The following is a 23,416-nucleotide window of genomic DNA, read 5'->3' on the forward strand; positions in this document are numbered from 1 at the left end:
AAAAGTCTTCCGAACGGCCGGATGCGCACCTAGGCTGCGGTGCCATGAACGAACCGCGGATCGCCATCGTCGGCGCCGGGATCTCCGGCATTGCGATGGGCGTCGCACTGCAGCGGGCTGGATTCACCGATTTCACCCTCTTCGAGAAGGCCGCGGACTACGGCGGCACCTGGCGCGACAACACCTACCCGGGCCTGGTGTGCGATGTGCCGTCGCGCTACTACCAATTCACCTTCGCTATGAATCCCGAATGGTCACAGCTGTATTCGGGCGGTCCGGAGATCAAGGACTACCTGGCCCGGGTGGCGCGCGATCAAGGCTTGCAGCGCCACACCAGATTCGGCGCCCAGGTGGTCGGCGCGCGGTTCGAGGACAACGGCTGGCAGGTCACGCTGGCCGGCGGCGAGGTGGAGCGCTTCGACTTCGTCATGTGCGCAACGGGATTCCTGCATCACCCGAATCGACCGGCCATTGCGGGGCTGGACGATTTCGCCGGACCTGTCATGCATTCGTCCCGCTGGGATCACGAGGTCGACCTGACCGGTAAGCGCGTCGGCGTGATCGGCACCGGCTCGACCGGCACCCAGCTGGTGAGCGCACTGGCCGGGCAGGTGCCGAAAGTCGTGATGTTCCAGCGGACTCCGCAGTGGATACTGCCGACGGTCAACAAACCGTATTCGGAGCTGGCCAAGCGGGTGCACCGCCGACTGCCCGTACTCGGCTCGGCTGCCTATCACATGAATCGCGCGTTCTTCGCGGCCTTCTCGCAGGGCCTGGTGCACGAGGGCCGAATCCGCAGGCTCATTCAGTGGGTGGTGGAGCGAAACCTGAAGTCCGTCAAGGATCCTGAGCTGCGGCGCAAGCTGACGCCGGATTACCAGGCCATGTGCAAACGCCTGGTGGTGTCGGATCGCTTCTACGCCGCCGTACAGCGCCCGGATGTCGAGCTGGTCACCAGCGGTATCGCGCAGGTGCTCGAGAACGGCGTCGTCACCGCGGATGGGCAGCGGCATGAGCTCGATATCCTGGTGCTGGCAACAGGATTCGATTCACACGCCTATATGCGTCCGATGGCGATCACCGGTGCCGGTGAGCGCACCCTCGATCAGGCCTGGGCGGACGGCCCGCGCGCCTTCGAGGGCGTCATGATGCCGGACTTCCCGAACTTCTTCATGCTGGTCGGCCCGCACAGTCCCTTCGCCAATCATCCGCTCACCGCCGTCGCCGAGGCCCAGTCCTTCCGCATTGTGAGCTGGTTGCGGCGTTGGCGCACAGGCGAATTCGCAACCGTGTCGCCGACGCACGCCGCCACCGATCGCTACAATGCGCAGATGCGCGCCGCCGCCCCGAGCACAGTGTGGACCACCGGTTGCCAGAGCTGGTACCTGGGTAAGGACGGACTGCCCGAGCTGTGGCCGTGGAGTCCGGGCCGGTACGAGAAGCTCATTCGCCGCGCGCCCGATCCGGTCGACTACCACCTGAACCGTCAGATCATGAGCCGGAAATGAGTACCTCGTGCTGAAATCCCTGTTGCGCTTCACTTCCCGGCTACTCGGGCGGTACTGGTTCGCCGCGGCGCCCGATTGGGAGCTGGCCCGCCGCCGCGCCGAAACGACCACCGCCAACGCGCGGGCACCGCGCACGGTCGTGGTGACCTCGGCCCAGCTGGCGGACCTGCCGGTCGAAATCCTCACGCCCCCGGGCGCTCCCGCCGATGCCGCAGTGCTCTACCTGCACGGCGGCGGCTACGTCATCGGCAGCGCCCGCATGATGCGCCCGCTGACCGGCGCCCTCGCGCTCGAGATGGGCACCACCGTCTACGCGCTGGACTACCGGCTCGCGCCTGAACATCCCCACCCGGCACCGATCGACGACGCCGTGGCCGCGTACCGCGAACTGCTGGAGCGCGGCATCCCCGCCGAACGCATTGCGGTGGCCGGTGATTCGGCGGGCGGCGGCCTGGCACTGGAGGCGGGGATGCGCATACGCGACGAAAACCTGCCCGCCCCTGCGATTCTCGGCCTAATCTGCCCGGTGCTGGACTTCTCCCCCGACTCCGCCGCGTTCCACTGCGGCCCGACCCGGGAACCGCTGATCACCCCGAAGGTCATCGAGCAGTTCCTCGACGCCTACCTCCCGGGAATCCCCGCGGCCCAGCGCCACGCCCTCTCCCCGCTCTACCGCGACCTCACGGGACTACCGCCCATAGTGGTCCACTCGGCCGGCGAGGATCCGCTCTCCGGCGACGCCCGCCGCCTCGCCGCCCGCGCCACCGAACTCGGTGTCCCCCTGCGACATCGCGAATACCGCAAGGTCTGGCACGTCTTCCACGCCATGCCCATGAAGTCCGGCCGAGACGCCACCCGAGACCTGGCCGCCATGCTCACCGAGGGCATCTACGGCCACCGCACCGGCTACCGCGCCACCAGCTAGCGCCCGAATCCCCCCGTCATCCCGGCATGGGTTCGGCCGGGGTCCACACCGATAGCGCTCGCACCGGTTCCGGTGGATCCCGGCCAAAAACGCGCCGGGATGACGAGTCTGCAGCACACCCGGATGACGGGTCCGCAGCACACCCGGATGACGGGTCCGCAGCACACCGGGTTGACAGGTCGGCAGCACACCGGGTTGACAGGTCGGCAGCACACCCGGGTGGCAGGTCGGCAGGACACCGGGTTCGCGATCTCAGCCGGTGTGGTTCAGGCGATGACGCGGGAGATTGTCGGGGCGACGAATTCCTCGAGCATGGCGCGCTCTTCGGCATCGTCGCGACCCGGCGCGGAGAGCAGCGAGACGATGATCCGGGTGAGCCAGCGCGCGAGACGGCTACGCTCCGGGTCGGTGCGGCCCATTGGTGTGAAGAGGCCTGCCGCAATAGATTCGACAACAGCGGAATCCTGGCTGATGCGTCCGGCCGACCCGGCCTCACCGGGCCGGAACCAGGCGATGAGCAAGGGGTCCGCGCGCACCTCACGCACCGCCGCGAGCATGGCGCCGACCACCCATTCGCCCGGATCGTCGGTGATGCGGGCCTGCGCCGCGATGCGCGCCGCGATGCGGCGGGTTTCGCGATGCACGAAGGCCAGCCGCACCGCCTGCCGATTGTCGAAGTATCGGTACAGGGTGGCGCGTGAGCAGCCCGCGGCCTTGGCGATATCGCCCATGCCGACGGCGGTGACGCCGCGCTCGGCGAAGAGCGCGGCCGCGGCGTCGAGTATGCGTTCGGCGGCGAGGTCGGCGCGATCATCGGACAACCAGTCCCGGCTCATGCCACCTCCCCTCCTCGAATACACATCCGGTCGAGACTACCGATGCGGCGGCTCCCGCCGCCGTGCACCGTGGGTCGTACTGCTCAGGCGGTCGCCTGGAACGGCACGCTCATGGGCCAGCGCACGTAGTTTCCGTTGGACCAGGTGACATTCTCGAGGTCGACGGAGAAGTCGGGGCAGCGGGTGAGCAGCTCTTCCAGCGCCACCCGCGCCTGCATCCGCGCGGCGGCCGCACCCAGGCAGTGGTGATGCCCGTGGCTGAAGGTCATGATCCGCTTGGGATTGCGGCGCACATCGAGTTCGCCTGCGGTGGAGCCGAATTCCCGCTCATCGCGATTGGCGGATCCGTACAGCAGCAGCACCTTGCGGCCGGCGGGGATGGTGGTTTCGTGCAGCTCCACATCCCGGGTGGCGGCGCGGGCCAGCCCCTGCACGGGCGAGGTCATGCGCAGGAATTCCTCCACCGCATCGGGGATGAGCTCCGGATTCTCGACCAGCAGTCGCCGCTGCTCGGGGTACTGCTCCAGCAGCTGCACCGCTCCGCCGAGATTGCCAGTGGTGGTGTCGTTTCCGCCGGTGATCATGGTGAAGGCGAAGCCGAGAATGGCCAGAATTCCCTCGTTGTCACCGTCTTCACCGAGTCCCGAGGCGAGCAGATGCGAGATGGTGTCATCGCCGGGCTCGGCGCGGCGGCGTGCGATGAGCTCCGCGAAGTAGCCCACCATTTCGCCTACGGCAGAGGGCAATTCGCCACCCGCGGCGATCTTCGCGCCGTCGATGGCGCCGCCGACGATGGCATAGGTCCACTCGTCGAACTTGCCCTGATCCGCCTCCGGCACACCGAGATAGTGCGCCACGACCATGGTCGGCAGCGGCTTGAACAGCTCACCGACGATATCCCCGGACCCGGCCCTGCGCAGCCGCTCGAGGCGTTCCACGACGAAGGCCCGCACCGCCGGTTCCACCGAATTCACCTGGCGCGGTGTGAATCCCGCCGCGACCCGGCGCCGGAAGTCGGTGTGCTCGGGCGGGTCCATGAAGACGAACGGCTTGATCGGAATACCCGCCGCCTCGAGACTCATGTAATCCACGGTCAGCCCGGAGGCGGAGGAGAAGGTCTCGGGGTCGCGCGCCGCGGCGTACACGTCCTCATGGCGTGAGAGCACATAGAAGTCGTCTGTTTCCCGGTCACCGGGGACCACGCGATGCACCGGATCGTGTTCCCGCAGGGCCGCGTACATCGGCCAGGGATCACGCCAGGTATCCCCCGACATCAGCTCGAAACGCACTTCCTGAGACGCCATTGAACTCATGAACCGACCGTAAGACAAAAGATGTACTTTGTCTAGAACATGTTCCAGAAGATGACTGCTGTCGGCCTGGGACAAGCCGAACCGGGAAATGAAAAACCGGCCGCCCGGCTGGATAAGTCAGCGGGAGCGGCCGGTCCTCATACGGCTAGGTATCGAGGCGGTAGACCTCCATATTGCCCAGCATCGTCACCGGGAAGTTGGCCTTGACCCAGGCGGTGATCTGCGCCGAGGTCGACTCCGTATCCGAGTGCCAGCCTCCGTCCTGCTTGCGCTGCGGGACCAGGTAGTAGCCCACCTGATGATCGGCCACATAACTCTGGAACTGTGCGAGCGTCGGGGATTCGTCCCGGCCGCTGAAGCCGCCCACGGCCAACAGCGAGGCGCCCGTGCGCAATTCGATGGCACTGACCTGTGAGGCCCCGACCGCGGCGGCGGCCCAGCGGTTGTTCGCGGCGGTGATGAGACCGTCGAGCTGCGGATCGGCGCTGCCGCCGTCCCGGCCGCCCTGCCCGTGCGACGGACGTGGCGGGCCCGCGATCGGACTGCCGCCGGCCTGCGTCTGCGCGACCGTCTCCATCGTGTACACGGTCGGGCCGAGCAGCGCGGAAAACAGTGCGACACCGGCGATCACCAGTCCGTAGCGCCGGAACCTGGTCAGGCCCAGCACCATGGCGGCTGCGGCCAGGGCCAGCGCGGCAATGCTCCAGCGCAACCAGGGCAGCCAGTCGGGCGTGCGATGCAGCAGCTCGAACGTCCAGATCCCCGTGGCAATCAGCATGAGCGCCAGGGTGATTCGGGCCGCGAGCTGATCGCGCCGCTGCCACAGCCCAGTCGCGCCGATGCCGACCAGCGCGGCAATGGCCGGAGCCAGCATGACCGAGTAGTACGAGTGGAACGAGCGGCTCATATAGCTGAGCACCGCGGCCGTCACCAGCAGCCAGCCGCCCCACAGCACCAGTCCGGCGCGCACCCGGTCGGTGCGGACCACGCGGCGGGTGAGCCACAGTCCGGCGACCAGCGCGATGAGCGCGGCGGGCAGCAGCCAGGAGAATTCGGTCGCGAGTTCGCCGTGGAACAACCGGGTCACACCGGGATGGCTGTCACCGAATCCACCGAAACCGCCGCGCGGTTGGCCACCACCGGAGGCCACCACCGCATCCACCGGCGGGGCAGGTTTCGGCTGCGGTGTGGCGGCGGGATGCCCACCACCGCCGTGATTGCCGAAGACCCGGCCGAGGCCGTTGTAATCAACTGCCAGCTCCCACAGCGAGTTCGAGGTGGAGCCGCCGATGAAGGGCCGCGAATCCGCGGGCCACAGCTCGACCAGCGCCACATACCAACCGGCGGAAACCACCAGCGCAGCACCGGCGGTCGCCAATTTCGCCATGCGAGAAAGGATTCCGCCCGCACCGGCGATCAGTACCACCAGCGCGAGGCCGGGGAGCACCAGGAACGCCTGCATCATCTTGGTGAGAAAGCCCAGGCCCATCAGCACGCCCGCGCCGACCAGCCAGCCGGTGCTCTCCGACCACCAGCGCGCATCGGGCGCATCGACGGCCCGCACCGTGCAGTAGGCCGCGCCGACCAGTACCAGGGTCAGCAGTGCGTCGGGATTGTCGTAGCGAAACATCATGGCCGCCACCGGAGTAACCGCGAGCACGGTTCCGGCGAGCAGTCCGGCCGCCGGGCCCGCCCAGCGGCGAACCGTGGCGAACAGCAGTCCCACGGCGGCGACGCCCATGAGCGCCTCGGGCGCGAGCATGGACCACGAATTGAATCCGAACACGCGGCCGGACAACGCCATGACCCACATGGCGGCCGGCGGCTTGTCCACGGTGATCGCGTTCTGCGGATCCAGCGAGGCGAACAGCAGCGCCTTCCAGCTCTGGGTTCCGGACTGCACGGCCGCGGCGTAGTACGGATTGGTCCACCCCGCACCGCCCAGTCCCCACAGGTAGACCACCGCGGTCACGATCAGTAGGGCAAACAGACCGGGCCGCTCCCAGCGGGGGCGATCCGGCGGGCCGAAGATCAGCGGCTCCCACCGCGATCGGTGGACCGCTTCCACCGATATCTCTTCTTCCGCAACGCTGATGGCTGCCGTCATGCCCGCAGAACCCTCCTTCTACTCCACACGTCTTCGAGCTGGACTCGCGCAGAATATGCAGGTTGTGTGTGGTTCGGGTCCAGCCGAGCTGGGAGTCACCTGTGAGCGATCAGTGGCTGGTCACAGCCCTGATCGCACGCCGGCGCGGCGGGAGAAGACGGCCCACAGCGCTGCGCCCAGAATGGTTGCCGCCACACCCATTTCGCATACCGGGAGCCAGCCGCCGGCCTGATAGGCCACTCCCGCTGACACCGAACCCGTCACGCCGCCGAGGAAGTAGGTGACCATATACGCCGTCGTCAGTCTGCTGCGCGCCTCGGGAGCGAGCACGTAGATGGCGCTCTGGTTGGACAGATGAATGCCTTGAATTCCGAAGTCGAACACCACCAGTGCCACGATCAGCACCACGACCTGATGGCCGCCCCAGGCCAGCAGACCCCAGCTGACCAGCAGTACCCCCCACATCAGTGTGGTCACCAGCCGCAGATATCCGCGGTCGGCGAGGCGGCCCACCACCGGTGCGCCCAGCGCGCCCGCCACACCGGCGAAACCGAACAGGCCGATGACGAACTCCGGGTAGTGATACGGACTCGAGTGCGCGCCGGCGAGCAGGAAGGCCAGCCCCGTCCACACCGCCGAAAAGCAGGCCATGCCGATGAATCCGAAGACCATGCGGTGCCGCAGTACCGCATGCGTCCGAATGAGCGCGGGGATGGAGGCGAGCACCTGCGAGTACCGCTCCTTCGGTGCGGTCGGGGCGGTATTCGGCGCCAGCAGGTACACGCTCACCGCCATGAGCAGTTGAATTCCCGCCGCCACCAGGAGCACCGTACGCCAGCCGCCGAACTGCGCGATCGCACCGGACAGCACGCGCGACAGCAGAATGCCGAGCAGCAGTCCGCTCATCACCGTGCCGACGATTTCGCCACGCCGATCCGGATCAGCGAGCGCCGAGGCCCACGGCACCACCACCTGCGCCGCCGAGGCGGTGATGCCGGTGGCGAACACCGCGATCAGCAGTGTCGGGAAGTTCGGGGCCACCGCGGAGACCAGCAGCGCGGCGACCGAGGTGGCCAGCAGCGCCGGAACCATGCGGCGGCGGTTCAGAAAGTCGCCGAGCGGCACCAGCAGGGCCAGGCCGGACAGATAGCCGATCTGGGCGGCGCTGACCAGCAGGCTCGCGGCCACCGTCGAGATCCCCAGATCATCGGCGACCTGCTGCAGCAGCGGCTGCAGATAGTAGTTGCAGGCGGCCGAGGATCCGGCTGTCAGGGCGAAGACGAGCACCGTCAGACGGGTCAGCTTCGCGGTCGCGGCGGGGGCGAGCGTGGTAGTCACACGAACGATCTTCTGCGCCCTTGCCAATCAATGGAAGCGATGAATTTCGATGACACTATCTATGAAATCGATAGCGGCTTAGGATCGCGGCATGGAGATCCGCCAGATCGAGTGCTTTCTCGCCTGTCATGAGCATCGCTCCTTCACCGCGGCGGCCAAGGAGCTGAATCTGGTGCAGTCCGCCGTCTCGACGAGCATCGCGAAGCTGGAGCATGAACTCGGCACCCGCCTGTTCGACCGCACGCCGCGCGCACTCGAGCTCACCGATGCGGGCCACGCCATGGTCGAACCGGCGCGGTCGATGCTGCGCGCCCGCCGCGATATCGTCGATGCGATCGATACGGCGCACGGACAGGTGCGCGGTGAGGTCGTGATCGGCAATCTCATGAATGTGCACAGTGTGGACCTCGCCGCGGCGATCGCCGACCTACACGAACACTTTCCACAGGTGACAATGCATATGCGACAGAGCATTTCAGGTGTGGCGGGCAATATCGCCGGATTGCGCGACGGCAGTCTGGACATCGCGTTCCTGATCGGATCGACCATGGATCTGCCGGGGATCACCCAGTACCTGGTCAGTGCGGAGACCCTGGTGCTGTGCACCGCGCCGGAGCATCCGCTGGCGGGCAGGCCCTTTCGCGCCGCGGACCTCACCGATGTCCGGTTCATCGATTTCGCTCCCGGCTGGGGCATTCGGACCATTGCCGATACCCTTTTCCCCCAGCGACTTCCGGTCATCGAGGTGGCCGATCAGGTCTTCGCGCTGGAGTTGGCCGCACGGAATTTCGGTATCACGCTGACGGCCCGATCGGTTGCCGCGCGCATGCCGGGAATCGTGTATTCGGAGCGCATCGGTGAGCCCATTCCCTGGCAGATCTCCATCGGTCACGATGCCCGGCGCACGCCCTCCCATGCCGCTCGCACCGTGATGGACGCCCTGCGCCACGGTGCGGTATTCCCCGGAGGGGGTCATCATGCGCGGTGACGGCGACGGCTGGTCCCGCGATCTCGACGGCGTCCGGCACTGGGGCCGATTCGGCGCGGCCGGGCTGCTGCTGCGGGCGCCGATGGACGAATACGGCGGCGCCGCAGTGCTTTTGCAGCTCAGAGCACGTGGCCGGGCGGACACCCGGGGCACCTGGACCATCCCCGGCGGTGCGCGCGACAGTCATGAATCCGCCGTCGAGGCGGCGCTGCGCGAAGCCTGGGAGGAGACCCGCGTCGACACCCGGCAGGTGATCGTGCGCGGTGAACTCGCCTCCACCACCGCGATCGGCGGGTGGACCTACACCACCGTGGTCGCGGATGCCCCGGACCTGCTCCCGACCGTGCACGATCGGGAGAGCGATGAACTGCGCTGGCTGCCCGAGGCCGAAATCGATGCGCTGCCTTTACATCCCGACTTCCGTGCCGCGTGGCCGCGACTGCGGGCGCGACCGGTGTATCTCCGCGGCGACGACGAACTGCACAGGCTGGCCGCGCGCACGCTGCCGCGCACCGTCGATCTGGGAGCGCAGGGGTTCGTGCGGTTGTACCGGTCGGGCGCACCGCGGGGTCGTACCGCGCGGCTCACCGAGGGGCCGATTCCCTTCTACCAGAAGCCTTCCGAGGAATTGCTGCTGCGACCGGAGCAGGTCTTCGATCAGCAGCAGACGGCGTGATTCCACCGAGCACTTGACCTCAACATGGGTTGAGGTATCAGACTGTTGATCATGAGTCGCCGCGACTCCCCCGATCCCTCGCACCGCCTGCCGGCGCGAGCCGCGCCCCGCTGAGTCCCGTACACCCCTCAGCGGGGCGCGAAACCTTTCCACCGCCGCTGCCGACCGTCACGGACGCTTAGTTGCGTTGCGGGCGGTGCCGCGGTGGGCGGAGAGGGTGGTGGGGTCCTCCGGCCAGGCGTGTTTGGGGTAGCGGCCGCGGAGTTCGGCGCGGACCTGGGGCCATCCGGTGCGCCAGAAGGAGGCCAGGTCGGCGGTGACCGCGATCGGGCGGCGGGCGGGTGAAAGCAGGTGCAGGAGAATGGATGCGCGGCCGTCGGCCAGGCGCGGCAGGTCGGTCCAGCCGAAGATCTCCTGCACTTTCACCGCGAGCACCGGCGGGTCGGCGGAGTAGTCGAGGCGGACATTGCTGCCGGAGGGCACCTCCAGGCGCTCCGGAGCCAGCTCGTCGAATCGCGCGGCCTCGGGCCACGGCAGCAGTCGGCGCAGCGCCTGCCCGGCATTGACGCGCTCCAGGTCGGAACGGCGCTGGGCGGTGGAAAGCTCTGGGCCGAGCCAGATTTCGAGATCGGCGAGCAAGGTCGCGTCATCGACGGCGGGCCACGGCAGGCCGAGGGTGCGGTGCAGGAAGTCCAGGCGCTGACGCAGGGTGATGGCATCGTCGTTCCAGCGCAGCAGCCCGAGTCCGGCCGATTCGAGTCCACGGCGCAGCGCCTGCCCCACCAGGGCGCGATCGGGATTACGTAAAGGCTTCTCGGACAAGACGATCGCCCCGAGCCGCTCGATCCGGCGAGCGACAACATCACCGTCGATCCAGTCCACCTCATCACCCGTCGCGACCAGGCTCGGAGCAGCCCGGCGAGCGAGTTGCTCATCGGCGGTGGCCGCCAATCGAATGCGCCCCTCGGCCTGCCCGGGATCACGGGATGCTCCCGCCACGGCCAGCCAATCCGATTCGGCGACACCGGAACCCGGCGGCAGCGTCACCGCGGTTCCACCCGCCATCAGATAGCTCGCCGACCCGGCCCCGCGCCGCCGGGCCAAGCGCTCCGGATAGGCCAGTGCCGCAACCAGAGCCGGATCATCTACCGGCTCGGCGGCGCGGGCCCGGCCACGATCCCGGCCCGGCGCACCCGCCGCTTCCGTCACCAGCCGGGTGAGCCGCTCGACCTCCCGCAGCCAGCGTGCGGGCCGCTCGGCCCGCAGTGCGCGAATTCCGGCCACCAGATCGAGCTTCGACACCACGGTGTCATCGTCGAGCAGCGCGACCACCTCGGCGGCCGATCGCGCACCGACCTCCGCGGCGCCGTCGAGCAGTGCTCGTGCCAGCCGCGGGTGCAATCCCAGCGCGGCCATCCGCCGTCCGCGATCGGTCACGCCACCATCGCCGTCCACGGCGCCCAAGGCCCGCAATACTTCTCGCCCGGCCGCCAGCCCACCGGCCGGCGGCGGATCCCACCAGCCGAGACCCGAACCGTCCGGGGTGCCCCAGCAGGCCAGCTCCAAGGCCAGCCGGGTCAGATCGGCGGCCCGAATCTCCGGCTCCGGATAGGCGGGCAGGGTGGCGTGCTCGTACTCCGGCCAGCAGCGCCACACGTGACCCGGGGCCTCGCGCCCCGCTCGCCCGGCGCGCTGATCGGCCACCGCGGCCGAAACACGCACTGTCGCAAGGCCGGACAGGCCGCGCCGATGATCCACGCGCGGTATCCGGGACAGCCCGGAATCCACAACCGCTCGCACACCCGGCACCGTCAGGCTGGATTCCGCTACGGCCGTGGACAATACGACCCGTCGCCGCGTTCCCGGACGCAAGGCCACGTCCTGGGCGGCCGCCAGCAGTCTGCCGTGCAGTGGGACCACATCCACCTGCCCCAGACCGGACAACCGCTCGGCGGTCCGGCGGATCTCGGCCGCACCCGGCAGGAAAACCAGGACATCCCCGTCGATCTCGGTGAGCGCGCTGCGTGTCGCCCGCGCGACCTGCGCCTCGATCCGCTCCTTCGGCAGCGGCGGAACATAGGACAGTTCCACCGGATACGCACGCCCGTGCACCTCGAGCACCGGAGCGGGCTGCGCACCGCCGAGCAGTATCGAAAGCCGATCCGCCGCAACCGTTGCCGAGGTGGCGAGCACTCGCAGATCCGGGCGCAGCCCGCTGCGCGCATCGAGCAGCAGCGCCAGCAGCAGATCGGCGTCCAAATGCCGTTCATGGCACTCGTCGAGCACCACCACATCCACCCCGGCCAGTTCGGGATCGCCCTGCAGACGCCGCACCAGCAGACCGGAGGTCACCACCTCGACCCGCGTCCGCCCGCTCACCCGCCGATCCCCGCGCACCGAATACCCGACCGTCTGCCCGACCTGCTCCCCCAGCAGCGCCGCCATCCGCCCCGCCGCCGCCCGCGCCGCCAATCGCCGCGGCTCCGCCACCACAATCCGCCCACTCGTCCCCGCCGCCAACGCCAGCGGAACCAGCGTCGTCTTACCGGTCCCCGGCGGCGCGACCAGCACAGCCGTACCCCGCGCGGTCAGAGTTCCGACAATCTCATCGAGCGCAGCACGGACAGGCAGATCAGGAAGTTCAGGCAGCTTCATTGCCAACCAGTCTGCCGCCCGCACACGATTTGCCCCGACATCAGGTCCGCGATCCGGCCATACCGGCATGGTGTGGCCGTTGATTCAGGGACGTATCAGAAGAGTTGCTGTTGATCGGCCGCGATCAGGAAGCCGTGGCCGCCTGCGTCACAGCGGATGCCGGTCTGGGTCGAGGTGCAGGCGGTGCCTCGGACGATGAGGGTTTGGCCGTACTGCAGGACCTTGCCGCCGCCCTTGTTGGTTCCGTCGGTGGGGCTGCCGACGAAGACACCCTGGTTCAGGCAGAGGAATTTCGCCGCCCCGCCGTTGACTTCGGCGGCCACGGCGCGGTTGGGGCGAGTGCCGCAGTCGGACAGTTGCGAGGGGACCACGCTCGCGTGTTCGAGTTGGCAGCCGGTGCCGAAGTTCTTGTCATCGATGATGCCGCACATGATGTTTCCGGTCGGCGACTGGAAGTAGTACTTGTCGCCCTGCTGGAAATCGCGCGCATCGACATTGGCGTCGTTGCGGGTCGGGGCGGTGGTGACGGGCGCCGCGACCGTGGTCTGCGCCCCGCCGCCGGCCGCTGCCGCGCTGGTCGTGGCGCTGCCCGCGGGTGTTCCGCCGCCGGCGACCTTGTCGTCATTGCATCCGGCGATACCGCCTGCCGCCGCGACCACAGCGAATGCCAGAACCCATGCCCTCATACGTGTCCGACTCACCACGCGAAGATACCCGGCAGCGTCTCGTGCAGCGGTGGAAAACCGTCGTCGTGGCGTTCGGTCAGGCTGAACATCTCGATATCGCGCCAGGGGTGCGCCCAGCGCAGCGAATCCATCTGAAAGGTGACCCGCTCCCCGGATTCCGGCTCCACCACGATCACGGTGTCGTCGTCGTAATCGCTGTGCCCGATGGCGGTGTCCCACATCCGATCGAAGTGCGGGTTCACCTGGCACGCTTGCCGAATCGCGGCGATCTCGTCCTCGGGCACGAGGCCCAGCGAATTCTCCTTGAGGATGTATACGAGCCGGTGCACGATGCTCTCCCAGTTGTGCAGCACCTGCCGCGCCCGCGGGTCGGTCATCATCTGGACGATCACATTCACCGGGCGGTCCGGTGTGCCCAGCGCCGGATTCAGCCACGGGAACATCTCGATCGCGCGCGCATTGGCGGCCAGCACGTAGTACTCCGGAACGCGGTGCAGGAAGGCGGGCCCGGGCATCCGATTCATCAGATGCAGTTCGCCCGCGGTGACCGCGGACAGCGATCCGGCGGCAATCGCGAGGTCCTCGCCCATCACCATCGACCACACCTTGCGGCGCTTGTGGCGGGGCAGGGCGAGCGCATTGCACCAGGAGCGGATCGTCGCCACCGTGGGCACCCGCTGCCCGTTCTCGTACTTCTCGAACCCCGAGTTCGACATGAACAGCAGCGCGGCGACCTGCGCCTGCGTCAGTCCGAGTTCGAGCCGCTGCCGCTGCATATAGTTGCCCAGCATCTTGTGCTCACTGCCCTGGGACTCGGCCTGAACGGCACGCATTGCTCTCCCCTTGCTCTCTCGTCTGTGCTGTGTCAAATAGTTTGGCGCGCAGGCATACACGCCTCTTCGTTCAAGCCGTCTGCGAGGTCCAGCACGAGGTCGGCCATGGCCGCCAGCGCGAGGACATCGGCATCCGGGGACGGCAGGCGCAATGCCTCGCGCACGGCCGAGCGGATCAGCAGCCCGGCCTCCACCAGCGTGTCGGCGTTGGTCGCCAGGCGCAACCGGGAGATTTCGCGCGAGCCCTCGACGGTGTCGTAGCGGCGGGGCGCGATCGCCACGATCTGCTCGGCCAGGGCCTCGGTGCGAATCAGCAAGTTGTCCAGGTCATCCCACGCCATGCGCCGGCGCACGCTCGCGGTCGGCCGGGAAGGGGAGATCTGATCGACTTCGCGCACAATGCGTCTGGCGAGTGCGATGAACGCCTCGATTTCCCGCAACCGGTAGGTGCCTGGCAATTCGTCCGCCAGTGTCGGATCCATTCCCCATACCGCAGTAACGGTAGCGCTATAGCGCTGGAGCATTGCCAGAACGGCCACAGCTCGATGCTGCTGCCCCGCAACGGGTCCGGAACCGAGCCTGATGTCCATCCCCTGCCCGATGGCAGCACAGAGCTCCGCACAGTCTCGTTGTGTGCCGCTCGTGCCCGCAACCATGTCGTGAGCGTGTCACGAACCTATATGTGGCCACTAAATAGTCACGGCCGCAACACAATAAGCGCGCGCCAAGAGAGCATCGACGCCGACGCTGGAACGACTTCGATTGTGCAGCAGCGGCTGCCGGTTCCGCACCGCCCCGAGGCCACCCAAGTTGGGCGGGTCAGTTCAATTGACACGGTGTCGAGTGTAAGTGAGGCGCACCACTTGGCCGGCAACCACGGTGTTGGGTAGCGTCGGCCCATGATCAGGTCGATTAGGCGTTTCGGGGCATTGGCAATTGCGGGAGTTGTCGCAGTCGCACTGTCCACCGTATTGAGTACCGGCACTGCGATCGCCGAGGACAACAACGATCCGATCATCGCATCGAAGAAACTGCTCGCGGATCCGGTGGCCCCCGACGGTTCGAAGCTGGTATCCGGAACCGTCGACGGCCGCAATCTCACACTGCAGGTCCACTCCACCGCGATGGACAAGAACATCACCGTCAAAGTCCAGCGTCCCAATGACGCCTCGCAGCCGCGGTCGGTGCTCTATCTGCTGAACGGCGCCGGCGGCGGCACTGATATGGCGACCTGGTGGCACAACACCGATATCGGCGATTTCCTCGCCACCAAAGATGTGAATGTCGTGATGCCGGTCGGCGGCGCGTGGGCCTATTACACCGACTGGAAGCAGGACGATCCGGTCCTCGGGCGCAACAAATGGAAGACCTTCCTGCTCGACGAATTGCCCCCGCTGATCGACCCGGCCCTGAACACCAACGGCGCCAGCGCCATTGCGGCCAATTCGATGACCGCCACCGCGGTACTCCAGCTCGCGATCGCCAAGCCCGGCTTCTATCAGGCCGTGGCCGGCTACAGCGGCTGCGCCCAGATCGCCGATCCGATCGGTAAGCGTTTCACCAAACTGGTCGTGGAAACCTACGGCGGCGGCGACGTCAAGAACATGTACGGCGACGACGACGATCCGGCCTGGGCCGCCAACGATCCAGTCATCAATGCCGAAGGCCTGCGCGGCACCAGGCTTTTCATCTCCGATGGCAGCGGCCTCCCCGGCCCGCACGACCACATCGGTGATCCCACCATGCTGAACCCCACGCAAATGGGCCTGGCCAATCAGATGATCGTCGGCGGCGTGATCGAAGCAGCGGTCAACTACTGCACCCACAATCTGCAGAACCGCCTGAACGATCTGAGCATCCCCGCCACCTTCGACTTCCAGCCCACCGGCACCCACTCCTGGGGCTACTGGCAGGACGCCTTCCACGCCTCCTGGCCCACCCTCGCCGCGGGTCTCGGCCTTCCCGCGTAACTCGACTTCACCGCGCTGATCAGCCCGGTTGCCGGAACCTACCGGCGACCGGGGCGCAGCACTTGCGCATTTCGGTTAATGGCATTAACTTCTAGTTAGCGCCATTAACCACCGCTGCAGGAGCTGAGATCATGACCGCTATCGCCACCACCCGCACCACCGCCGGGTCCCTTCGCACGGTTCCCGCCCTCGCCGGAATCGGGTACGCGGTGTCCTGGGTTATCGCCCTCTCGGTTCCGGTGCCCAACTCCGCCTTCGGTGATTCCGGGAGTTCACTGGTCGCCAGGATGGCCGGGCATGCCGTCGCCATGGACGTGAACAACCTGTTCAGCGAAGGACTTCCGGCCATCGGGCTGGTTCTCGTCTCGCTGTGGCTGGCGCGGGCGGCCGGCTGGTCCCGGGCGGGCCGTATTACCGCGGCGGCGGGAGCGGTGGCGGCGGCCATCTCGCTGGTCGAATTCGGCATCGGACTCGCGCTGGCCCGCACGACCACCCCCGATACCGCGCACCTGCTGTTCCACTCGCTGAACCGGCTCGACGGAGTCAAGATGTTCGTGCTGGCGGTGCTGGGTGTGGCCGGTGCCATGACCGGGATGCTGCCGCGCTGGCTGCACTACACGGGGATCGCCATGGCGGTCGCCATCGCGGGATCGGGCTTCGCGTATCTGTTGCTCAGCTCCGGTTTGGCTACCCTGGCCTACGTGTCCCTGCCATTGCTCATCGTGTTCGTCACCGGTACCGGTATCGCCCTCGGCCGATCGGCCGAATAGATGCCCCGTGTCGGCCTGACTCCGCAAAGGATTGTCACCGAGGCCGCGACCGTCGCCGATGAGGTGGGCCTGGACAGGCTCACGCTGGCGACGGTCGCGAAGCGCTGTGGCGTCTCACTTCCCGGGTTGTACAAGCATGTCGACGGACTCGATGCCGTCAGACGGGACATCTCCGTCCAAGCCACGCGGGAGCTGACCGCGAAGCTCGCGGCGGCCACCTCCGGTGTAGCGGGAAAGGAAGCGCTGCAGGCGCTTTCGGCGGCATACCGCGAGTACGCCAGGGCTTACCCCGGCCGCTATACCGCGAGCGTCCAGGCGCCCGCCGCCGATGATCGGGAGCACGAGGAAGTGGCGGTGCAGGCGGTCGGCGTCATCAGCGCCGCCCTCAAGGGCTACCGGCTGGAAGGCGCGGATCTGATCCACGCCATCCGAATCTGGCGCATCGCCTGCCACGGATTGGCATCCCTGGAAGGCGCGGGAGCCTTCGGCCTCCCCGACCCGATGGACGAAACCTTCACCCGCCTGATCGACGCCCTGGATGCTTCCTTCCGCGCCGAGCGGTAATCCCGGTCACCGGAATGTACTGCGGCGCAACCATTCAGCGGTAGAGCGTCGGTTCGATCACCAGATCGAAGAACGGAACATCAACGCGAATCGGAGCCAGCGCCGTCGCGTCCAGCGTCGCCGGATCGGTGTCCGGCCCCGCGAAGACGCAGTGCCCGTTTGGATTGATCACCAGCGACCGCCCCGGCGAGCCACCACCGGCGAGTGCCGCAGCGCCGGGAATCTGCACCCGAGCCGCGCCCCGCAGTTCGACAGCAGTCCCCGGAGCCACCGGAATCACCTGGTGCACCCAGGGCGCGATGAACGGATGCGCGACAACGGTCGTGCCGTCCTTCCCGTCCCGCACCTGAGCCTCCGGCACCTGAATCGGCGAATATCCCGGGGTCAGCAGCTGATCCTGACTGTAACCAGCGCCATTGGCCACCTGTGAGTAATCCGGGCTGAACGTTTCGGCCCGGGCACTCCCCGCCCCGAGAAGCGTGCACGCAACGCCGATTCCCACTGCGATGCCGGTGCCGATATCGAGTGTTCTCATGCCTCAGAGTGTGCGGATCGGCGCATCTCCCGAACAGATTTACAATCAGGGCGATTGGTCTATTTGGGACTGATGTTTCGACTACAGCCTGATCCCCACCCCGCGCATCACACAGAAATCGTTCTCGTCGTCGTCCGGTGCGGTCATGAATTCGATGGTCGGACCGAGCAGGTCGATGATCATCCCCGTTGTCGGGTTTCTGTCGATACTCATGAAAACCAGCCTCGGGCAACACCTCCGGGAGCGGAATCACGCGGCGGCGAAACCGCGGATTCTTCCACCCGAGCGCAGTGTCATGACCGATATTTCCACCCGAATCGCAATGCCTGTCACAGGCAATGGCCGGTGTGCCAATCCATGACGTCACCCCACGCCTGAATGACCGGATCGTTCTGCAGCACATCCACCGACGCGCCCCCGAGCACCGCGGTCTCCGCCTCCGCCTCGATCGCGGCGTCACCGGCGAGCTCGGCCGGCGCATTGTCCCGGAACCCCTGCGCCCGAGTCACCGCGCCCGCCCGGTCAGCAGGCGGGTTGTTATGGGCCAGATCGGTATAAAGCCCTGTGACATAAGCACTCTCACCACAGGTGTCATAACCGACGGGCCCCGCCGCAGCGACCCCACCGGTAACTCCGCCGATCGCGGTCAGTGCGACGAACACTCCGGCAAACGCGGTCAGTCGATACATGGGAATCTCCGATTCGATTGCAGTGGAAAGGGCTGCGGCGAAACTAGAGCGACCGCCTTTCAAGGCCATTACAGACCTCGCTCGCTCAGGCCGAAGGCGATCGATTCGCGGCCACGAGGAATCTCTCCAGCAGGTCGTTGAACTGCTTTCCGGTATCGGGCACCAGGTGACCGCTACCGGGACAAACCACACGTGCCGCCCCGGTCCGCTCCGCGATGGTGTCGCAGATGATCTCGTTGGCATCCATATGCCCGCCGGAAACAACCAGCATCGGGAACGCCGCACGCCGCAACCGCGACAGTGGCAACTCGGCCTCGTCGGGTGGTCGCGCACCGAGCAGCCGGCGCATTCCGTCGATCAGAACCGGTGCGGGCGGATCGGCCAGTTCGACCTGCGCACCGACGACGGCCAGAAACTCACGCAGTGCCGTCGCGGGCGGAAGTTCGACCGCGTCCAGAGCCGCCCGCACCCTGGCCCCGAACGCGTCCACAACCGGAACACCCCGCGCCACTCCGGTCGCAGGCGGTTCGATCACCGTCAGCGACAACACATTTCGAGGATCAAGCACCGCCCCGTACATGGCGACGATCGCACCGTAGGACGTGCCGACAAGATGGACGGGCCGGTCCGGCGCGAGCAAGGTCCACCGTTCGGTCAACTCACGCTGCGCCCGCCACGTCTCCCGCCCGCCCAGCACACCCCCGTGCACGAGCACGACCCGCGGTCCCCGGCCCCACTGATGGATGTACATGTCCGCAACGGTAGTGACCAGGCCTTTCAACGAAATTACAGTGATCGGGGTGATCTCCCTGCGGATACTCGGCCCGGTCGAGGTAGAGGTCGACGGCTACGTCGCAGAGTTGGGCGGTCCCACCTACCACGGCTGCCCGCCCCGCGGACACCGGCGGCCGCGCGCAGGCCTTGACCGGGCACGACAGTCCCGAGGCTGCCTCAGCTCTTCCGCTTCGATGGCCGGAATGCTTCGGTGAGTAGATCCGCGGCGAGGTCCGCGTTGTGATAGCGGCCGTACGGCGATTTCGCTTCCATCAGTTCGGTATTCAGGCCGCGGGCGAGGGTCTTGAACTCTGCGGTGGGAATGGGCCCTTGGAGCTGGGAAAGATCGCTGACTAGGTTGAATTTCCAAGCCCAGACACTCCGCTGATAGTCCACCAGCTGACCCGTGACATTTTTGTTGGCAAAGTTCAACTTTCGCGCGCGATGGTCTGTCGGCCGTGCGATGTTGCAACACACCATGACCTGAGCTGACCCGTCTGGGCGTGTCAACTCAGTGATATACAGGACCTCTTGCGGACCGCAATTCAGTGTCAGCAGTCTGCGTTGCCCCTTTACCCGGCTCGTTTTCGGGAGTGCGGTGATATTCCAGCGGTCTTTCTGATTGCCCAGGGGGTCCGGGATGCAGTCTTTGATATAGAGGCCGACCAGGCGCCGAATCATCGGATATCCAGGGTGGTGAGACAGCTCGTCGAAACGTTGGTCGCCAGGCTCAGCCACTGGCGGTTCGTCGACGACGCCAACTGGTAAGGACGGCTCGGACCAGCTCCTGTCGTACTTTGCGGAGTTCCTGACCAGGGCGAGTCGGCCCGTGCTGTCCGTACCCCTGCGCCGCGGTTCAGGCGAATTTCGCGCCCGAAGAGTTCGGAGCAGATCGTCGTAGATGTAGTCGAGGGTGATCAGGTCCGGCGCTTCCGGGTCTCCCTTTTTGAGCAGAGCGAGGAGGCTCCCGGTGAAGGTTGTATGTTGCTCACCTGCGGGAGCGTGCGCGGGAGCGTTCTCCGAGGTCGCAGTAAGGGTGTAGGTACCCCGAACCTCCACTTGCGCAGTTGCTATGTCCGCAGCACCGGCACCCATCGCTTCGATCGCGCGGCCGGAGAAGCAGCAGTCGAGGATCAGCACTCGGTTTTCGGCCCGCGACTCTGCGATCACTTCGCGGATAGCACTGATATCCAATGCATCCCACGCAACTGGCGAAGACAGAGTGCCGGTCAGACTGAGGAACAGTCGCCCCCGCGGGTCGAGCACGCCATGGCCGGCATAGTAGACAAGCAACAGATCTTCGGCTTTTTGAGCGGCAGCGAGCATGGCCGACATAACCGCGCTGGGACTCGCTGCGTCGATGACGGATACACAGTTTTCAGTCGGGAGGGCCATGCCGTCGGCACCGGTCACGACATCGACCAGGTCTTCGATGTTGTGATACACCGCAGGTAAATTCGGTAGCCCATCGCTGGTGTAGGCGCCCGTACTGATCAACACTGCTCGGGAACGAACGCCATCGGGCAACCGCATAATGGCTCTCGCTTGTCAGGATTGAGGCGCTCTGAATAATTTGGCAATCTGATCAGCAGCCGGACCGGCGCTGGTTATTTCGATATCGGTCCCGTCCGGTCCGGTCATCTTCACGCTCAGTTCGGATCGCCGCTGCTGCAGCCAGATCGAGACGGAGTTCGCCAGCACGCTGGCAGCGCCACCCCCACTGAGGGCGACAACCAGCACATCTGTCACCGCGCCCATCTCGCCTGCACGGATCGGACTCTCTTCAGCACAGACACCGCCGCGGAACTGCGGCTCCCGGACCAGCCAATCACGCAGAGAAACGAATTCGGCGTGGGAATCGTGTGTTCCCCGTACTTGAAGCTTCGCCTCCATGGCCACAGTCCCCTCTCGACCGATCGGAGACTACCATGCAACGTCGCGACAGTCATCAGCCTCTGGCCATTGAACTTCCCTGTGCACCAAAGCTTTTCATCACACGTTAACGAGGAGCGGTAGGGGATGCAGTCAGCGGGCGGCGCGGGCGATGACCTCGCGGGCGAGGGCTCGGTACTGTTCGGCGCCACCGGATTTGGGGGCCCAGGTGGTGACCGGTTCACCGGCGATGCTGGCGTCGGGGAAGCGGACCGTTCGGGAGATGCGGGTGCCGTAGACCTGGTCGCCGAAGACTTCGACCACCCGGGTCAGGACCTGGCGCGAATGCAGTAGGCGGCGATCGAACATGGTGACCAGGATGCCGAAGAGGCTCAGGCGCGGGTTGAGGCGGTCGCGGACCTTGTCCATGGTGTCGGTCAGCAGCGCGAGGCCGCGCAGGGCGAAGTACTCGGGCTCCATCGGGATGATGACGCCGTCCGCGCAGGCGAGCGCATTGACGGTGAGCAGGCTCAGCGACGGCTGGCAGTCGATGAGGATGTAGTCGTAGCGATGGCGAATCGGCTCCAGCACCCGGCGCAGCGACTGCTCCCGGCCGACCTCGTTGACCAGCTGGATCTCCGCCGCGGACAGGTCGATATTGCTAGGCAGCAGATGCACATTGGCGACGCCGGTCTCCATGAGCACCTCGTCGACCGACGGTCCTGATCTGCCCAGTAGGTCGTAGACGGTCAGCTCCAGATCGTTGACGGAAACGCCCAGTCCCGCGGACAACGCACCCTGCGGATCGAGGTCGACCAGCAGGACACGCCGTCCCTGCTCGGCAAGTGCGGCACCCAGATTGATGGTCGACGTCGTTTTACCGACCCCACCCTTCTGATTGCACAGAGCAACGATCTGCGCTTCGCCCTGGATCGCCTTCGCTTCGCCCGAAAGGGTTGCCAACATGTTGCCAGGCTAGCCGGATACCTCCATTTCGGGCGGATGCGACGCATGAGTCATTGCTCACGAAACGAAATCCGCAGGTACCGGCCACCCTGACAAGCCGAAATGCTCATCGCGCCAGAACAGTTCCAACCCCGCCCTGGTGTAGGGCACCGTGTCCGCCGGAATCTCCTCACGATGAAACCACCGCAGGTCGGAACATTTGTGCGGTTCGGCATTGAACGGTTCGCCGATCCACTTGTCGGCGTGAAAGAAGAACCCGACCCGGCCCTGCCCGTCGGGCGCCCGCAGATGCAGCGCGGCCACCATGCGAATATCCTTGCGGCTCAGCTGTATCCCGACTTCCTCGTGCGCCTCGCGAATCATCGCCGCTTCCAGGTCCTCATCGGATTCGAGCTTCCCGGACGGCAGGTTCCACAGACCGTCCGAGTACCCGGTATTCGCACGGCGGGCGAGCAGGATCTCATCGCCCCGAGTCGCGATGAGCAGCACGTCGACAAAACTTGTGTAGGTCATCCCGTATTCCTTCGGTCAGCTCTTGTGCGTGGGTCGACTGACGGGCAATGAATGACCCGTCTCCAGCAGGGATTTCAAGTCGCTGAGCATAAACGGGTAGCCGCCGCCGAACCCTTCCGATTCCAGATCGCCGGAGATGATGATCGAGATGAGCGGGGCGCCGGCGACATCGTGGATGACGGTCAGGGCGCAGGTGCCGTCGCCGCGGTCGCGAATCTCGTAGCGTAGATAGGTTTCCGGTGCCGCGGCGAGGTTTTCGTCGCCGAGGAAACGGATGCGCGCGCCCCACAGCGTGGGCGGATCGTAGTCGGTGACCGTGCCGCTGATGATGACCTCGGGCTCGGTGTCGATCGGGCGGGGCCCGGAGGGCGCGAATACCGTGAATGCGCCGCCGATCCGGGGTTCGATCATGCTGCGCCCGCCGAATCCATAGCGCACGGTCCAGTCCGGATCGGTGACGGCCTGCCAGATCTGCGCGGCCGGTGCGGCAATGATCACGCGATGGATCTGCGTCGTCTCCGGGCGCGCCCGCGCGAGGACTTCGTCGAAGCTCACGATTCCAGGTCCCTTTTCAGATCGGTCAGTGCGGAGATCTGCTGTTCGGTGAATTTGTCGATCCAGCGATCGTGAATCAGCCGGATCGGCACGGGATTGAGATAGTGCAACTTCTTCCGCCCGCTGCGGACAGCCGTCACCAGCCCCGCCTCCTCGAGCAGCCGGAGATGTTTGCTGATGCCGAAGCGGGTCATCTCCAGCCCGGATTCCAGCTCGGTCAGCGTCTGGCCGTCCTTGACGAACAGCGCGTCCAGCAGATGCCGCCGGGTGCGATCGGCCAGCGCCTTGAACACCGCGTCCTCGTCCACGACCGCCACTTTATACGAGACCTATCGGTCACATG

The 23,416-nt window shown here is 66.4% G+C and carries 25 protein-coding genes; 7 read left to right on the forward strand and 18 right to left on the reverse strand.

Features of this window, described 5'->3' with window-relative positions; all coding sequences use genetic code 11:
• The first annotated feature begins 44 nt into the window (after positions 1-44).
• Together ABZX86_RS02950 and ABZX86_RS02955 are read left to right on the forward strand one after the other, a co-directional pair.
• Positions 45-1,508: an NAD(P)/FAD-dependent oxidoreductase gene (locus ABZX86_RS02950; RefSeq protein WP_355119368.1), complete on the forward strand. Its 1,464-nt coding sequence runs from the start codon at positions 45-47 to the stop codon at positions 1,506-1,508.
• A 7-nt stretch (positions 1,509-1,515) separates the two neighbouring features.
• On the forward strand, positions 1,516-2,433 hold the full coding sequence (locus tag ABZX86_RS02955; RefSeq protein ID WP_355119370.1) for an alpha/beta hydrolase: 918 nt from the start codon (positions 1,516-1,518) through the stop codon (positions 2,431-2,433).
• A 266-nt stretch (positions 2,434-2,699) separates the two neighbouring features.
• Here ABZX86_RS02955 and ABZX86_RS02960 read toward each other — a convergent pair whose 3' ends face one another.
• The 4 genes from ABZX86_RS02960 to ABZX86_RS02975 form a co-directional block, all read right to left on the reverse strand.
• A complete protein-coding gene (locus ABZX86_RS02960) occupies positions 2,700-3,269 on the reverse strand; it encodes a helix-turn-helix domain-containing protein (protein WP_355119372.1) in 570 nt (189 codons plus the stop codon).
• A gap of 83 nt (positions 3,270-3,352) precedes the next feature.
• On the reverse strand, positions 3,353-4,582 hold the full coding sequence (locus ABZX86_RS02965) for a cytochrome P450 (protein WP_355119374.1): 1,230 nt from the start codon (positions 4,580-4,582) through the stop codon (positions 3,353-3,355).
• Positions 4,583-4,727: 145 nt separating this feature from the next.
• Positions 4,728-6,689 (reverse strand): glycosyltransferase family 39 protein, encoded by a 1,962-nt coding sequence (locus tag ABZX86_RS02970; protein ID WP_355119376.1) that lies wholly within the window; start codon positions 6,687-6,689, stop codon positions 4,728-4,730.
• Positions 6,690-6,809: 120 nt separating this feature from the next.
• Entirely contained in the window at positions 6,810-8,027 is a 1,218-nt protein-coding gene (locus ABZX86_RS02975) for an MFS transporter (RefSeq protein WP_355119378.1), read from the reverse strand.
• 91 nt (positions 8,028-8,118) lie between these two features.
• On the opposite strand from ABZX86_RS02975, the gene ABZX86_RS02980 reads away from it, so the two are divergent.
• Positions 8,119-9,015 carry a LysR family transcriptional regulator gene (locus ABZX86_RS02980; protein ID WP_355119380.1) on the forward strand — a complete coding sequence of 299 codons (897 nt, stop codon included), beginning with the start codon at positions 8,119-8,121 and terminating at the stop codon, positions 9,013-9,015.
• Positions 9,005-9,691 carry an NUDIX hydrolase gene (locus tag ABZX86_RS02985; protein WP_355119382.1) on the forward strand — a complete coding sequence of 229 codons (687 nt, stop codon included), beginning with the start codon at positions 9,005-9,007 and terminating at the stop codon, positions 9,689-9,691. Before ABZX86_RS02980 ends, ABZX86_RS02985 begins: the two co-directional genes overlap by 11 nt.
• Before the next feature lie 168 nt (positions 9,692-9,859).
• Here the strand turns inward: ABZX86_RS02985 and hrpB are convergent, their stop codons facing one another.
• The 4 genes from hrpB to ABZX86_RS03005 all read right to left on the reverse strand — a co-directional run bounded on the left by hrpB (position 9,860) and on the right by ABZX86_RS03005 (position 14,404).
• A complete protein-coding gene (gene hrpB, locus ABZX86_RS02990; RefSeq protein WP_355119384.1) occupies positions 9,860-12,346 on the reverse strand; it encodes an ATP-dependent helicase HrpB in 2,487 nt (828 codons plus the stop codon).
• A gap of 95 nt (positions 12,347-12,441) precedes the next feature.
• Positions 12,442-13,032 carry a DUF6636 domain-containing protein gene (locus ABZX86_RS02995; protein ID WP_355119386.1) on the reverse strand — a complete coding sequence of 197 codons (591 nt, stop codon included), beginning with the start codon at positions 13,030-13,032 and terminating at the stop codon, positions 12,442-12,444.
• A gap of 11 nt (positions 13,033-13,043) precedes the next feature.
• Positions 13,044-13,865 (reverse strand): helix-turn-helix domain-containing protein, encoded by an 822-nt coding sequence (locus tag ABZX86_RS03000; protein WP_355119388.1) that lies wholly within the window; start codon positions 13,863-13,865, stop codon positions 13,044-13,046.
• A 32-nt stretch (positions 13,866-13,897) separates the two neighbouring features.
• Positions 13,898-14,404: a hypothetical protein gene (locus ABZX86_RS03005; protein ID WP_355119390.1), complete on the reverse strand. Its 507-nt coding sequence runs from the start codon at positions 14,402-14,404 to the stop codon at positions 13,898-13,900.
• Positions 14,405-14,764: 360 nt separating this feature from the next.
• Here ABZX86_RS03005 and ABZX86_RS03010 point away from each other — a divergent pair, with 360 nt between their 5' ends.
• The 3 genes from ABZX86_RS03010 to ABZX86_RS03020 all read left to right on the forward strand — a co-directional run bounded on the left by ABZX86_RS03010 (position 14,765) and on the right by ABZX86_RS03020 (position 17,169).
• Complete coding sequence (locus ABZX86_RS03010) at positions 14,765-15,835, forward strand: alpha/beta hydrolase family protein (protein WP_355119392.1); 1,071 nt, start codon at positions 14,765-14,767, stop codon at positions 15,833-15,835.
• A 131-nt stretch (positions 15,836-15,966) separates the two neighbouring features.
• Complete coding sequence (locus ABZX86_RS03015; protein WP_355119394.1) at positions 15,967-16,605, forward strand: hypothetical protein; 639 nt, start codon at positions 15,967-15,969, stop codon at positions 16,603-16,605.
• Positions 16,606-17,169, forward strand: a complete 564-nt coding sequence (locus ABZX86_RS03020) for a TetR/AcrR family transcriptional regulator (RefSeq protein WP_355119396.1) — start codon at positions 16,606-16,608, stop codon at positions 17,167-17,169. It begins immediately after the preceding gene.
• Between the two features lie 34 nt (positions 17,170-17,203).
• Here ABZX86_RS03020 and ABZX86_RS03025 read toward each other — a convergent pair whose 3' ends face one another.
• The 10 genes from ABZX86_RS03025 to ABZX86_RS03070 form a co-directional block, all read right to left on the reverse strand.
• On the reverse strand, positions 17,204-17,704 hold the full coding sequence (locus tag ABZX86_RS03025) for a hypothetical protein (RefSeq protein ID WP_355119398.1): 501 nt from the start codon (positions 17,702-17,704) through the stop codon (positions 17,204-17,206).
• A gap of 81 nt (positions 17,705-17,785) precedes the next feature.
• Positions 17,786-17,917: a hypothetical protein gene (locus tag ABZX86_RS03030; protein ID WP_355119399.1), complete on the reverse strand. Its 132-nt coding sequence runs from the start codon at positions 17,915-17,917 to the stop codon at positions 17,786-17,788.
• Between the two features lie 116 nt (positions 17,918-18,033).
• A complete protein-coding gene (locus ABZX86_RS03035) occupies positions 18,034-18,393 on the reverse strand; it encodes a hypothetical protein (protein WP_355119401.1) in 360 nt (119 codons plus the stop codon).
• Positions 18,394-18,478: 85 nt separating this feature from the next.
• Complete coding sequence (locus ABZX86_RS03040) at positions 18,479-19,144, reverse strand: alpha/beta hydrolase (RefSeq protein ID WP_355119403.1); 666 nt, start codon at positions 19,142-19,144, stop codon at positions 18,479-18,481.
• Between the two features lie 200 nt (positions 19,145-19,344).
• On the reverse strand, positions 19,345-20,700 hold the full coding sequence (locus tag ABZX86_RS03045; protein WP_355119405.1) for a caspase family protein: 1,356 nt from the start codon (positions 20,698-20,700) through the stop codon (positions 19,345-19,347).
• 15 nt (positions 20,701-20,715) lie between these two features.
• The gene (locus ABZX86_RS03050; protein WP_355119407.1) at positions 20,716-21,060 is read right to left on the reverse strand and encodes a hypothetical protein; all 345 of its coding nucleotides are present in this window, start codon (positions 21,058-21,060) and stop codon (positions 20,716-20,718) included.
• Positions 21,061-21,192: 132 nt separating this feature from the next.
• The gene (locus tag ABZX86_RS03055; RefSeq protein WP_355119409.1) at positions 21,193-22,005 is read right to left on the reverse strand and encodes a ParA family protein; all 813 of its coding nucleotides are present in this window, start codon (positions 22,003-22,005) and stop codon (positions 21,193-21,195) included.
• A gap of 57 nt (positions 22,006-22,062) precedes the next feature.
• Positions 22,063-22,518, reverse strand: a complete 456-nt coding sequence (locus ABZX86_RS03060; protein WP_355119411.1) for an NUDIX domain-containing protein — start codon at positions 22,516-22,518, stop codon at positions 22,063-22,065.
• Between the two features lie 15 nt (positions 22,519-22,533).
• Entirely contained in the window at positions 22,534-23,073 is a 540-nt protein-coding gene (locus ABZX86_RS03065) for an SRPBCC domain-containing protein (protein ID WP_355119413.1), read from the reverse strand.
• Positions 23,070-23,381: a helix-turn-helix domain-containing protein gene (locus ABZX86_RS03070; protein WP_355119415.1), complete on the reverse strand. Its 312-nt coding sequence runs from the start codon at positions 23,379-23,381 to the stop codon at positions 23,070-23,072. The genes ABZX86_RS03065 and ABZX86_RS03070 overlap by 4 nt, the downstream gene beginning before the upstream one ends.
• Positions 23,382-23,416: the final 35 nt, after the last annotated feature.

Source organism: Nocardia sp. NPDC006630 (assembly GCF_040611495.1).
In the GTDB taxonomy this organism is placed as follows: domain Bacteria; phylum Actinomycetota; class Actinomycetes; order Mycobacteriales; family Mycobacteriaceae; genus Nocardia.

Coding starts and splice junctions, on each gene's coding strand:
- ABZX86_RS02995 (WP_355119386.1), bottom strand. CDS start 13,032: ATGAGGGCATGGGTTCTGGCATTCGCTGTGGTCGCGGCGGCAGGCGGT.
- ABZX86_RS03060 (WP_355119411.1), bottom strand. CDS start 22,518: ATGACCTACACAAGTTTTGTCGACGTGCTGCTCATCGCGACTCGGGGC.
- ABZX86_RS03015 (WP_355119394.1), top strand. CDS start 15,967: ATGACCGCTATCGCCACCACCCGCACCACCGCCGGGTCCCTTCGCACG.
- ABZX86_RS03040 (WP_355119403.1), bottom strand. CDS start 19,144: ATGTACATCCATCAGTGGGGCCGGGGACCGCGGGTCGTGCTCGTGCAC.
- ABZX86_RS03020 (WP_355119396.1), top strand. CDS start 16,606: ATGCCCCGTGTCGGCCTGACTCCGCAAAGGATTGTCACCGAGGCCGCG.
- ABZX86_RS03030 (WP_355119399.1), bottom strand. CDS start 17,917: ATGAGTATCGACAGAAACCCGACAACGGGGATGATCATCGACCTGCTC.
- ABZX86_RS03045 (WP_355119405.1), bottom strand. CDS start 20,700: ATGCGGTTGCCCGATGGCGTTCGTTCCCGAGCAGTGTTGATCAGTACG.
- ABZX86_RS02960 (WP_355119372.1), bottom strand. CDS start 3,269: ATGAGCCGGGACTGGTTGTCCGATGATCGCGCCGACCTCGCCGCCGAA.
- ABZX86_RS03050 (WP_355119407.1), bottom strand. CDS start 21,060: ATGGAGGCGAAGCTTCAAGTACGGGGAACACACGATTCCCACGCCGAA.
- ABZX86_RS03035 (WP_355119401.1), bottom strand. CDS start 18,393: ATGTATCGACTGACCGCGTTTGCCGGAGTGTTCGTCGCACTGACCGCG.
- ABZX86_RS02970 (WP_355119376.1), bottom strand. CDS start 6,689: ATGACGGCAGCCATCAGCGTTGCGGAAGAAGAGATATCGGTGGAAGCG.
- ABZX86_RS03055 (WP_355119409.1), bottom strand. CDS start 22,005: ATGTTGGCAACCCTTTCGGGCGAAGCGAAGGCGATCCAGGGCGAAGCG.
- ABZX86_RS03010 (WP_355119392.1), top strand. CDS start 14,765: ATGATCAGGTCGATTAGGCGTTTCGGGGCATTGGCAATTGCGGGAGTT.
- ABZX86_RS02985 (WP_355119382.1), top strand. CDS start 9,005: ATGCGCGGTGACGGCGACGGCTGGTCCCGCGATCTCGACGGCGTCCGG.
- ABZX86_RS03025 (WP_355119398.1), bottom strand. CDS start 17,704: ATGAGAACACTCGATATCGGCACCGGCATCGCAGTGGGAATCGGCGTT.
- hrpB (WP_355119384.1), bottom strand. CDS start 12,346: ATGAAGCTGCCTGAACTTCCTGATCTGCCTGTCCGTGCTGCGCTCGAT.
- ABZX86_RS02980 (WP_355119380.1), top strand. CDS start 8,119: ATGGAGATCCGCCAGATCGAGTGCTTTCTCGCCTGTCATGAGCATCGC.
- ABZX86_RS02965 (WP_355119374.1), bottom strand. CDS start 4,582: ATGAGTTCAATGGCGTCTCAGGAAGTGCGTTTCGAGCTGATGTCGGGG.
- ABZX86_RS02950 (WP_355119368.1), top strand. CDS start 45: ATGAACGAACCGCGGATCGCCATCGTCGGCGCCGGGATCTCCGGCATT.
- ABZX86_RS03000 (WP_355119388.1), bottom strand. CDS start 13,865: ATGCGTGCCGTTCAGGCCGAGTCCCAGGGCAGTGAGCACAAGATGCTG.